Annotated in this window: 8 protein-coding genes; all 8 read left to right on the forward strand. The window is 38.0% G+C overall.

The window, feature by feature from the left end:
- Positions 1-688: 688 nt before the first annotated feature.
- The 8 genes from Q0X02_RS07315 to Q0X02_RS07350 all read left to right on the forward strand — a co-directional run bounded on the left by Q0X02_RS07315 (position 689) and on the right by Q0X02_RS07350 (position 12,321).
- On the forward strand, positions 689-1,999 hold the full coding sequence (locus tag Q0X02_RS07315; RefSeq protein WP_297813759.1) for an aspartate kinase: 1,311 nt from the start codon (positions 689-691) through the stop codon (positions 1,997-1,999).
- Complete coding sequence (locus Q0X02_RS07320; protein WP_297813762.1) at positions 2,000-2,977, forward strand: aspartate-semialdehyde dehydrogenase; 978 nt, start codon at positions 2,000-2,002, stop codon at positions 2,975-2,977. It abuts the gene before it with no gap.
- A gap of 1 nt (position 2,978) precedes the next feature.
- Positions 2,979-4,160, forward strand: coding sequence for a homoserine dehydrogenase (locus Q0X02_RS07325; RefSeq protein ID WP_297813765.1), 1,182 nt, complete (start codon positions 2,979-2,981; stop codon positions 4,158-4,160).
- Positions 4,157-6,451 (forward strand): homoserine kinase, encoded by a 2,295-nt coding sequence (thrB, locus tag Q0X02_RS07330; RefSeq protein ID WP_297813767.1) that lies wholly within the window; start codon positions 4,157-4,159, stop codon positions 6,449-6,451. The genes Q0X02_RS07325 and thrB overlap by 4 nt, the downstream gene beginning before the upstream one ends.
- Positions 6,452-6,746: 295 nt before the next feature.
- Complete coding sequence (locus Q0X02_RS07335; RefSeq protein WP_297813770.1) at positions 6,747-7,274, forward strand: helix-turn-helix domain-containing protein; 528 nt, start codon at positions 6,747-6,749, stop codon at positions 7,272-7,274.
- 225 nt (positions 7,275-7,499) lie between these two features.
- Positions 7,500-10,034: a magnesium-translocating P-type ATPase gene (mgtA, locus tag Q0X02_RS07340; RefSeq protein WP_297813773.1), complete on the forward strand. Its 2,535-nt coding sequence runs from the start codon at positions 7,500-7,502 to the stop codon at positions 10,032-10,034.
- 151 nt (positions 10,035-10,185) lie between these two features.
- Positions 10,186-11,370 carry an amidohydrolase gene (locus tag Q0X02_RS07345; RefSeq protein ID WP_297813776.1) on the forward strand — a complete coding sequence of 395 codons (1,185 nt, stop codon included), beginning with the start codon at positions 10,186-10,188 and terminating at the stop codon, positions 11,368-11,370.
- A gap of 18 nt (positions 11,371-11,388) precedes the next feature.
- A complete protein-coding gene (locus Q0X02_RS07350; protein WP_297813779.1) occupies positions 11,389-12,321 on the forward strand; it encodes a 2-keto-3-deoxygluconate permease in 933 nt (310 codons plus the stop codon).
- Positions 12,322-12,500: the final 179 nt, after the last annotated feature.

The raw sequence follows: 12,500 nt of genomic DNA on the forward strand, positions 1-12,500 counted from the left end.
GGTAGTCGCCAAACAATTAAGGTCTAACGTGATTTAATCCGTTAGATCTTTTTTTGTGTTGTTTTTGTTAGACAAAGATAGAAAAGAGTGCAAAGATTTCGCGGGGTGACAGTTGCTAGACACACATTGGTCAAGATTTGCGCAAACATCACGCACGAATATCTGGACTACGAAAATAAATAAATTCTAAGCTTGTGAACCTAAAATTGTGAACTCGTGCTACGCACTCAAACAGCACAATTTTTTTACGGTTCACTTTACTTGAATTTATGATTATTTTCTCCGTATGATATTCTTAGCTTCGATTGTTTGCTTTAAGGTTTCGCTATGTAGGGAAATTGCAGGACTAGGATGAAAAATGGTGCAAAGATTTCGCTGGATGACAGTTGCTAGACACACATAGGTCTGGATTTGTGCAAGCATCTCGCACGAATATCTAAGGTAAAATTTAATGCTTTCGCTCGCTCAGCCTCACTCAAAGGAAATTTTAAAATTTTTAGCTCGATTGTTTGCTTTGTTGGTTAAAATTCAATTTATGATTTGGAAGATTTGACAATTTAAATGATTAATTGTATAATTTTAAGAATTACTTATTAGATTTTACATTTTTAGTGGAATTTTAATTGGTTTTCAAGTAAATTTTGAGTTCATATTTTACTTATTTTATAAATTACAAGAAGGGAAAGTAATGAAAGTTTTAAAATTTGGCGGTAGTTCTCTTGCTGATGCTGTTCAACTTAAAAAGGTTAAGGATATTATTATGGAAGATGATGCACGAAAGTTCATTGTTGTTTCTGCACCGGGCAAGGGAGCGAATAATAAGCACAAGGTGACTGATTTGTTGGCGATGTGTCACGAATTGAGCGCACATGATTTAAATTTCAATGAAGTCTATGATATCATCGAGAATATTTACAGGAATATTGTCGATGGTCTTGATTTGAATATTGACATCGACGGGGTTTTGGCGGATGTCAAGGAGCAAATTTCAGATGGGGCAAGTTATGATTTTGTCGTGAGTCGTGGGGAGTTTATGAGTGCAAAGGTGCTTGCGTCTTTCTTGGGATATGATTTTGTCGATGCGAAGGATTTGATAGTGTTCAACGAAGGTGAGTTGAATCTCAAAAAATCAGAGGAAAAAATCAAAAGTATTTTGGCAAATCACGAGAGGGCCGTAGTGCCAGGATTTTACGGTGTTGATGAAAATGGCAACATAAAAACATTCTCTCGTGGTGGTTCTGATGTGACTGGTTCGGTGATTGCCGCGAGTCTCGATAGCGAAATGTATGAAAATTTTACTGATGTGTCGGGGTTTTTGGTTGCTGACCCTAGGATTGTGACTAATCCGCATCCTATTGGTACTATAACGTACAATGAATTAAGGGAACTTTCGTATATGGGTGCAAAGGTGCTTCACGAGGAGGCGATTTTTCCGCTCAGGGATAAGAATATTCCCATAAATATCAAAAACACCAACGCGCCTGATGAGGATGGTACGTTGATTTTGTCTCAGTGTGATGTCAAAAACAAGAACATTCTAACTGGTATTTCGGGCAAGAAGGATTTTACTGTTATAAATCTTGAAAAGGTGAATATGAATACTGAGAAGGATTTTTTCAGGAAGTTGACTACGGTTTTTGAATCCAACGATATTTTGATTGAGCATATGCCTTCTAGTATTGATTCTGTCTCTGTTTTGGTTTCAGATTCGGAGATAACTTCCAAATTAAATAAGGTGCTTGAAGAACTGAAGATTTATTTGGATGTGGACAAGGTATCGTGGCAACGTGACATATCCCTTATTGCCGTCGTTGGTCGCGGTATGATTAACGAGAAGGGCGTGTCTTCGAGGACTTTTACGGCTCTTGCAAAAGAGGGGGTAAACATCAAGATGATTAGCCAAGGTTCGAGTGAGATAAACATTATTATAGGCGTTGAAACAAAAGATTTTGAAAAGGCAATTCGTTCGATTTACAGGGAATTTTACGAGGAGGATTAAATGAAGGTTAATGTAGCGGTTGTGGGTGCAACTGGACTTGTTGGAAGTATGATGTTAAAAGTGTTGAGTGAGAAGAATTTTCCGGTTGATAATTTGTACTTATTCAGTTCCGAAAAATCAAATGGCTCTCAAATAGAGTATTGTGGTAAAAAATATACTGTCGAAAAATTGCAAGAAGATTCATTTGAAGGTCGTGATATAAAGATTGCTTTGTTTTCAGCGGGAGGGGCTGTGAGCGAAAAATACGCTCCGATTGCTGCCAAAGCTGGGGCTATAGTTGTTGATAACAGCTCTTTTTTCAGAATGAATCCGGAAGTTCCGTTGGTTGTTCCCGAAATCAATCCGCAAGATATCAAAAACAACAATGGTATTATCGCCAATCCAAACTGTTCGACAATTCAATCGGTAATTCCACTCAAGCCGATTCACGACAAGTACAAGATTAAAAGGGTGATATATTCGACGTATCAATCCGTGTCAGGCTCTGGAATTAAGGGGATTTCTGATTTGGAAGATGGAACGCAACTTGCGTACAAATATCCAATAAAAAATAATTGTATCGCTCAAATCGATGTATTCACGGACAACGGATATACTAAGGAAGAGATGAAAATGATAAATGAAACGAAGAAAATTCTGCACGATGACGACATTCGTGTGACTGCAACGACTGTTCGTGTTCCTGTAAAATGTTCGCACTGTGTATCCATCAATGTAGAGGTGGAAAATCCTTTTGAACTCGAAGATGTGAAGAAGATTCTATCTGATTATCCGGGAATAGTCCTACAAGATGATATTTCCAATGACATTTACCCAATGCCGATAACGTCTGCTGGCAAAAATGAGGTTTTTGTAGGTCGTATTAGGCGTGACTTTACGGTGGATAACGGGCTAAATTTGTGGTGTTGTGCGGATAATATCAGAAAAGGTGCTGCGACTAATGCGGTGCAAATTGCAGAAAAAATCTTGGAGGGTTAATTTGAAAATCGCAATGATGGGATTTGGCACTGTAGGAATCGGTGTCGAAGAAATTTTGTTTAAAAAAAGAAAATCCCTTTTGAAAAACAATTTTGACATACAAATGGACAGAGTTTTGGTGAAGAATATGGATAAACAGAGAAATCCTCATCAAACAGACCTCGTATTCACTGACGATTTCGACGAGATTTTAAACTCCGATGTGAGCACAGTCATTGATGTGACATCGGGCTTGGAAGATACTCACGAGCAGATTGTATCGTTGATGAAGGCAGGAAAAAATATCGTCACGGCGAACAAGGCTGTTGTGTCGAAATATTTTGAAGAGTTGAGTGAACTTGCAAGGCTCAACGATGTGTATTTTTCTTACGAAGCTTCCGTTGCGGGGGCAATCCCAGTGATTCACCCAATAATGGAAGAAGTTTTTATTAGCGATATGAATAAAATATACGGGATTTTGAACGGAACGTCCAATTATATTTTGTCGAAGATGGAAAACGAAAATTCGTCGTACGAAGAAGTTTTGAAAAAGGCACAGGATTTGGGTTATGCCGAGGCTGATCCGACTGCGGATGTCGGCGGATTCGATGCGATGAGAAAAATCAGAATCTTGTCATCACTTATTTACAATTCGCAAATAGACGAGCAAGACATATTCACGTTCGGGATTTCAAGTGTTACAAAAGATGATTTTGATTTTGCCAAGGCGATGGGATGTTCCATTCGACTGCTCGCAAAGTCGACTTTGATTGGGAATAAGATAAATATTTCGGTGATTCCAACATTTTTGAAGGATGATTTTTTCAGCAAAACATTCGACGGGACAAATGCACTCAAAGTTTGGGGAGAAAATTTCGTATCGTACGAATTTAAGGGTCCAGGAGCAGGGAAATTCGAAACTGCGGACGCTGTTTTGCGGGATTTGTTGAGGATTCTGTCCGATAGAGAAATGAAAACTTTTTGTGATGCGGCAAACTGCTTCGAAGTACAAAACAACTTGAAAAGCAAATTTTACATCAGAACGACGGATGTTTCGGACAAATTAAAAAATGTGATAGATGAGGAAAAAATAGCAGGAAAAAATCATTTGATTATCACTAAAAAAATGAACTTGGATGAATTAAAAGCTGCAATTGGAAATATGGAGGCAGTGTTCATTGCGGAGATTGAGGAGGAGTTATGAGATTTTTATCGACAAGAAATTCAAAATTAAAAGTTTCTTCAAAAGAAGCAATTTTGAGAGGAATAAGCGATGATGGAGGGCTTTTTGTCCCTGAATCGTTCCCGAAATTTGACATAATGGAGAATTTGAATCTCTCATATACGGAACTTTGCCACAAAATCCTATCGCTTTATTTCACTGATTTTGACAGCGACGAATTAATGGAAATCGTCGAAAAATCCTATGCTAGTTTCAAAGGTAAAATCGCAAAAGTAGCTTACAAAAAAGATTTTTACCTTGAACTTTACCACGGAAGAACGTCGGCTTTTAAAGATTTTGCACTTTGCCTGCTTCCAAATCTTATGATTTATGCGAAGAAATCTCTTGGGGAAAATTACAAAACGCTCATTCTCACAGCGACATCGGGCGACACCGGAAAGGCAGCTCTTGAAGGATTTTACAATACGGAAAACATAGACATCTTGGTTTTGTATCCAACACAGGGAGTCAGCGCCATCCAAAAAGCACAAATGGACACGACATCATCTCTCAACTCGAAGGTCATATCAATTGACGGAAATTTTGATGACGCGCAGACTGCTATCAAGAAAATCTTCAACGACGATGTAATCAACCAACAATTGAAAAACAACGACGTCTACCTTTCTTCTGCAAATTCCATCAATATAGGAAGGCTTATTCCACAAATTGTGTACTATTTTTTCGCTTATCAAGATTTGATTAACAACAAAAAAATATCAGCAGGTGAAAAAATCTCCTTCTGCGTGCCGACGGGAAATTTCGGAGACATATTGGCAGGCTACTACGCAAAAGAAATGGGACTTCCAATCGACAAACTCGTCATAGCATCAAACGACAACAACGTTTTGACGGACTTTTTCACGACGGGGATATACGACGCCAACAGAAAACTTGTCAAAACAATTTCGCCATCAATGGACATCTTGATTTCGTCCAATCTCGAAAGATTGATTTATCACAAATCTTCCGACCAAATTGTAATGGAAAAGATGAAAGAATTAAAAGAGTCGAACAAATTCAGCTTTGATGGAGATTTCAAGGAATTTTTGTGCGGATTTGCAACAGAAGATGAAACCAAGAAAACAATAGCAAAAGTTTTCGAGAACGAAGGGTATTTGATGGACACACACACGGCAGTTGCGAAAAATATCACAGATAAGCTCGACCTCGACAAAACAGTCATCTTGTCGACGGCAAGTCCCTATAAGTTTGCATCGACAGTGCTCCAATCAATAGGAGGGGAGGTTTCGGATGATGAATTTGAAAACATCAAAAGACTATTCGACAAGACGAAAGTAGAAATACCGACAGAAATCGAAAAATTGCATTCCAAGAAAATCATTCACAACACGAAAATCTCCAAAAATGAAATAGCGAACGAAGTCGTAAAATTCGCCAAGCGTGGCAAAAGAATATCCGTTCCAGCAACGTCTGCAAACATCGGGCCGGGATTTGACGCACTTGGATTCGCACTGACACTCTTTAACAGTTGTGAATTTAAAGTGACAAACGAAAAAGAAGAATTTCAACAAAATTTAGCGGACAATTTAATCTACAAATCATACCAAAAAGCCTTTGATTGCTACGATAAACAAGCAATTCCGGTAAAATTTGACACCACAACAAACATACCGATATCACGAGGACTCGGCTCATCTGCAGCGTGCATCGTGATGGGAATATTGGCGGCGTTTTATGTCATGGGGAAAAATTTTGACAAAAAAGAAATCTTGAAAATAGCGACACAAATCGAAGGTCACCCGGACAACGTAGCACCGGCGATATTTTCAGGTGCAGTCGCATCAATCTTAAAAGACGATGAAGTATTTGTCGAAAAGTTTGAAATTTTCGATAAATTCAAATTCCTAGCGATAATTCCGAACTTCGAACTGTCAACAAAAAAAGCAAGACAAGCATTACCGAAAAACTACACAAAAGAGGATGTTGTACACAACATTTCCAGAGTTTCAATGCTCATATTGGCATTGATTTCGGGAAACGAGGACAACTTGAAAGTAGCGCTCGAAGACAAAATCCACGAACCGTACAGATTGAAATTAATCCCAGAAATCGACAAAATCGAAGAAATAATCGCACATTCATCCGCCATTGGACACTACCTAAGCGGAGCAGGCTCGACTATAATGGTGATATTAAAATCCGATGACAACACATCAGAACAACAAATAAGAAACAAACTCGAAAAACTATCCAACACCTACACAGTAGTGCAACTTGAAGTCGACAAACAAGGTGCGTTTATAATCTAAACAACACATAAAATCGAACGACAACATTGAAGGATGAGTCTCTGACTCGTCCTTTTTTGGTGGGAAATTTTAATTTGTATAGTATAATACAAATGAGAACGATTAAAATTATCGAAAATAATGGCGAAATGATTTGCGAAAAAATATCTGCACAATTTCAAATCCAGAAATATTTTGTGGCTAACACATTTACACAAAGATAAACGCCGAAATTGTGGGAGATTTTCGATGTTAATTATAGTTTCTTGTGGAAACGGATGGAAAAATATATTATTGTGACATAGGAGGGATAAAAATGTTGAACGAAAATATAAAATCGCTTAGAAAATCAAATGGATTGTCACAAGAACAATTAGCCGATAAAATGCACGTCGTCAGACAAACAGTATCGAAATGGGAGAGAGGCTTGTCCGTTCCAGATTCCGATTATCTGATAAAATTATCGGGAATCTTGCAAACATCCGTAAGTGTACTATTAGGAGAAAACATAGAAGAAACACAACAAACAGAACTAGATAAAATATCCGAAAAACTCGAAGAAATAAATCTTCAGTTCTTCGAAAACAAGAAAAAGAAAATCACAATTTGCAGGAATATATTCATCGCAGTAGATGTGTTAATAGTCCTCGTCTTCTTAGCTTTGTTTTTTATGAAAAGCAGCTATTTAGAATGGGATACAACAGATTCAAATACAGCAGTAATGAAATTTATCTTGCAGAGCTTCGAATGGGGATTTGTGAGAATTTTTCCGATAATATTTGTGATTTGCACAGCAGTTATATTTGTATTTAACAGGAAATTGAAAAGCATTAATGTGATATAATTAGCTTTTATTTCCAAAAAATCGGACCAATTTTTATTTTTTACAAAACGTCTAGTGTGAATCATTTTACAAAGACGACACAGATAGCACACTGACAGAAATGTTATGTGTGCTTTTTGTTTGCAAATAATTAAAATATTGATGTGGGGATTTTTTATAAATAACTATATCCATTGCAATTATTAGTTATTAGCAATATACTTTGTTTAAGATGAGGAGGTTGGAATGGAAAAATTTTGGGCATACGATGTTGAGGATGTTTTGAAGGAAACCAAGAGCTCTGCGGATGGTTTGTCTAGCGAACAGGTCAAGGATAGGCTAGATGATTATGGCGAGAATGTTTTGGGTGAGCAGAGGTCTTCGTCTAATTTTATGATTTTTGTCAATCAGTTCAAAAATCCGATAACTATGATTCTTATTTTTGCGGCTATATTGTCGATTTTTTTGAAGGATTATTCAGATGGCATTATTATTTTGATTATTATTTTGGTTTCTGCTTTTTTGAGTTTCAATCACGAGAGCAAGGCGAATGATGCTGTAAGGAAATTGATGTCGACGGTTAGCGTCACATCGGCGGTTTTGCGAGATGGAAAATTTGTCGAGACAGATAATGTTTTGTTGACTGTGGGGGATATCATCAAGGTTAAGACGGGGGATATGATTCCCGCTGATTGCAGGTTGATCGCGACAAATTCTCTGTCAATGGATGAGTCGAGCTTGACGGGGGAGACTTTCCCGGTGGAAAAAACCGTTGAGAAAATTCCCGAGAAGTTGCCTCTTTCTGACAGAAAAAATTCGTTGTGGATGGGTTCTCACGTTATAAGTGGCTCGGGTGAGGCTGTGATTGTGAATTTGGCGAAGGATTCTGAATTTGGAAAAATCACGGCGACTTTGGATGAGACAGATTCGGATACGGATTTTGAAAGGGGAATCAAAGATTTTGGAAATTTGATTGTCCATGTTACGACTATTTTGATTGGTCTGATTTTTGTGTTCAACATTGTTTTGAACAAATCATTTTTGGAGTCATTTATGTTTGCGTTGGCGCTTTCTGTCGGCTTAACTCCACAGATGTTGCCGGCGATTATAAGTGTCAATTTGTCTAAGGGAGCTAAAAGGATGTCGCAAAAAGGTGTCATCGTCAAGAAGCTCAACGCCATCGAAAATTTTGGCTCAATGACTGTGATGTGCTCGGACAAGACGGGAACTATCACGCAGGGGAAAGTCAAGCTTGAGAAGGCGATTGGAATTGACGGGGAAAACTCCGATTATTTGAAGAAACTCGCATCCATCAATTCGTATTTTCAGGAGGGATACAAAAATCCTATTGATGAGGCGATTTTACAAGAAGTTCACGATGATTTTTCTGGTTACACGAAGTTGTCGGAAATTCCCTATTCATTTGAGAACAAATTGCTGAGTGTCGTTGTAAAAAGTGACGGGGAATTTCAAAATCGAAACATTATGGTGACAAAAGGCGCACTTTCGAGTGTTATCAATGTGTGCAAATTTTACTCGAAATCAGATGGGACATACGCAGACATCAGCGAAGTGAAAGATGAGATAATGGACTTGTTCGACAAGTATTCAAAGCTGGGATTCAGAGTGCTCGGAGTTTGCGAAAAGACGGTTGATGAGTGTCAACCAAAGAAGGCTTTTGATATGACATTCGTGGGTTTGTTGATGTTTTTGGACCCACTAAAAGAGGACATTAAAGATGTCATCGATCAGATGAAAAAGCTTTCGGTTTCATTGAAGATGATTACGGGAGACAACCACTTGATTGCGAAGAACATCGGAAGCCAAATAGGACTTGACCCCGACAGGATTTTGTTGGGAGAGGATTTGGATTCGTACTCGTTGAGTCAGCTCGACAAAAAAATCATGGACATAGACATTTTCGCAGAAATCAGTCCCAACCAAAAAGAAAAGATAATTCTTGCCTACAAACAAGCTGGAGAAATTGTTGGGTATATGGGAGATGGAATCAACGATGCGGCTGCGATTAAGCAGGCAGACGTGGGAATTTCGGTCAACACGGCAGCCGATACAGCCAAAGACCAAGCGTCAATAGTTCTTCTTGAAAACAGCTTAAACGTATTGATTTCCGGAATAAAAGAGGGCAGGCGTACATTCATCAACACATTGAAGTACATCTTTGTAGCTACAAGTGCGAATTTTGGAAATATGTTTTCGATGGCAGGAGCGAGCTTGTTCTTGAAATTCTTGCCGCTGTTGCCAAAACAAATATTGCTCACGAATTTGTTTACAGATTTTCCATCGCTTCAAATAGCGTCAGACTCTGTGGAATCTGATTGGATAGAAAATCCTGTAAAATGGGATATGAATTTCATCAAAAAATTTATGATAATTTTTGGAATAACATCCTCGGTGTTTGATTATGTGACATTCTTCTTTTTGCTCAAAATATTCGACTCAGACGAACAACTATTTCAAACAGGCTGGATGTTGGAATCTGTAATATCGGCGATGGTTGTAATGCTAATAGTTAGAACTGCAAGGCCAATATTCAAAAGCAAACCGAACAAAAAACTCGTAGCGGCAATAATCGGCGTTGCGATTATTCTAATAGCGATAATCTACAGCCCAATCAACACATATCTAGGGCTCGTACAACTGCCAATCAAAGCATTTGCAGCATTGATGTCGGTGTCTTTGATTTACGCACTGACAGCGGAAATACTGAAAAAGAATTTCTACAAACACAATTCATTTTCAAGAAAAGAAACTACAAATTAAAATTCGCTACGGCGACGAGAATTAAAAATAAAGATGAGCAGACCAAGCTCATCTTTTTTTATGAAAAACACAAGTATTTTTCTCGATTATATTTCAAACAAGTTTATCCGAAAAATGATATAATATAGTAAAGAGGGAAAGGAGCATAAAAATGAATTATGATAAATTATTCTCTTTGATTGATTCAAAGAAAGACAAAATGTTTTGTGACAGAAGATGGCTTCACGAACACCCAGAACTATCTTACGAAGAAAAGGAAACAAGCGAGTACATTTACAAACACTACGAAAACAACAAAAATGTAAAAGTTGAGAAGAACATCGGTGGATACGGAGTAAAAGTTACAATTGATTCCGGAAAACCAGGAAAAACAGTAGCATTGAGAGCGGATTTCGATGCACTTCCTATCAACGAAGAAACAGGACTAGAATACTCGTCAAAAAACAAAGGCGTTATGCACGCTTGTGGACACGACGCACACACAGCGTATTTGATGACATTGGCAGATTGCTTGACAGAAATGAAAGATGATTTCTCAGGCAAAATCGTCATCATCCACCAACCAGCTGAAGAAATGCCACCAGGAGGCTCGAGCCTTATGATTAAAGACGGCGTATTGGACGGAGTGGACAATATTTTTGGCTGTCACGTTATGAGTCAATTGGATTTCGGAAAAGTTTACTACCACAAAGGAGCTACACAACAAGCTCGTGCGAAATTCGTCGCAAAAGTAAAAGGAACTGGCGGACACGGAGCAGCACCTCACGAAGCAAATGATGCAATAGTCATAGCTTGCAACTTAGTAGTAAGTCTTCAAACAATAGTTTCCAGAAGATTAAACCCGATGACACCAGGCGTATTGACAGTCGGCTCATTTGATGGAAAAGGACAATTTAACATAATAAAAGACTCCGTAACAATCGAAGGAGACGTTAGATGTATGTCCGATGATGCCAGAGTACTATTCGAAAAAGAAGTCAGAAATATCTGCGAAGGATTTGAAAAAGCATACAGCTGCGAAATCGAATTGGATTACAAAAATGACTACCCAGTATTGATGAACGACGATGAAATGACACAACTTGTAATAGACGCCATAAAAGAAGCGAAAATTCCAGAAGTTGACGATGTTGTAGATTGCGGCCCACAAGCTCAATCAGAAGACTTCTCATACTACTCACAAAAAATCCCAGCAAGCTTCTTCTACATCGGAGCAAAACCAGAAGGCAAAGCATACCCACACCATCACCCAAAATTCACAATCAACGAAGATTCAATGATAATAGCAGCAAAATCAATGGGAGCAGTTGCTTTGAAATATCTAAGCGAAAAATAAAAAAGGAGAATTTTTGCGATGAAATTAATGAAAAAAATTCCTGGAGGAACATTGCTAGTTCCGATGATTATATCGGCGTTAATTCACACATTTTTCCCGACACTATTTAACATAGGTGGAGTAACAGAAGCATTCTTCGGGCCAAAAAGTCTGGGATTTATATTGGGAGCGACGATATTCATATCAGGTTGTACAGTAAAGCTAAGCACAATCAAAAGCGTTGTCAAAATCTACGCAACACTAATATTTGTAAGAACTGTAGTCACAGCGATTGCAGCCATACTGTTCTTCAAATTTTTCGGAATAGACGGAATATTGGGAATAAGCTTGATAGGATTCATCTGTTTGCTCACATCACTTAACCCATCGTTGTTCTTGGCGATAATGGAAGATTGCGGCGACGAAGTAGATATGAGTGCATTTGGATTCATCTCATTATTCGCAACACCAGTAGTTGCAATGTTGATATTTGGATTGGCTCGACCAACAAACGTCGATTATATGTCAATAGTATCCCTAATCATTCCATTGATTTTGGGACTAATAATCGGAAACTTAGACAAAGAATTGGGCAAATTTGTATCAGGTGGAATGCCATTTATGATTTTCACACTTGGATGGGCAGTTGGTAACAGCATCGATTTATTCGAAGCAGTCAAAGCGGGATTCTCAGGAATATTGATGGCAGTCGTATACTATATATTGATATTCTTACCGATGTTATTCGTAGAGAAAAAAGTATTAAAAAGAGATGGAGTATCAGCAGGCGGATTGTCAACAGTCGCAGGATTGTCGGCAAGCATCCCAATGTTGATGGCTACAAATGACCCATCACTAACAGTCTACGCACCAAGAGCAGCGGCGATAGTGACATTCGGAGTAATCATCACATCATTTGTATCTCCATATTTGTGCAACAAATTGTACACTGGAGAAAAAAAGAATAAATAAATAAAATAGATTAAATTGACTAAGGGCTAAATATCAAAAATGATACTTAGCCCTTTTTATTTGAGAAATAATGAATTATTACCATGTTTGTTTGATATTTTAAGCCGTGTTTGTAAATATTTAATAAATAGAACGATACATGATCTGTCTCTTATACACATCTGACGCTGCCGACGAAA

It is taken from the genome of uncultured Finegoldia sp. (assembly GCF_947252345.1).
Taxonomy (GTDB): domain Bacteria; phylum Bacillota; class Clostridia; order Tissierellales; family Peptoniphilaceae; genus Finegoldia.

Excerpts from the sequence above, each read along its gene's own strand:
- Q0X02_RS07315 (WP_297813759.1), top strand. The coding sequence starts at position 689 with ATGAAAGTTTTAAAATTTGGCGGTAGTTCTCTTGCTGATGCTGTTCAA.
- Q0X02_RS07335 (WP_297813770.1), top strand. The coding sequence starts at position 6,747 with ATGTTGAACGAAAATATAAAATCGCTTAGAAAATCAAATGGATTGTCA.
- Q0X02_RS07350 (WP_297813779.1), top strand. The coding sequence starts at position 11,389 with ATGAAATTAATGAAAAAAATTCCTGGAGGAACATTGCTAGTTCCGATG.
- thrB (WP_297813767.1), top strand. The coding sequence starts at position 4,157 with ATGAGATTTTTATCGACAAGAAATTCAAAATTAAAAGTTTCTTCAAAA.
- Q0X02_RS07345 (WP_297813776.1), top strand. The coding sequence starts at position 10,186 with ATGAATTATGATAAATTATTCTCTTTGATTGATTCAAAGAAAGACAAA.
- mgtA (WP_297813773.1), top strand. The coding sequence starts at position 7,500 with ATGGAAAAATTTTGGGCATACGATGTTGAGGATGTTTTGAAGGAAACC.
- Q0X02_RS07320 (WP_297813762.1), top strand. The coding sequence starts at position 2,000 with ATGAAGGTTAATGTAGCGGTTGTGGGTGCAACTGGACTTGTTGGAAGT.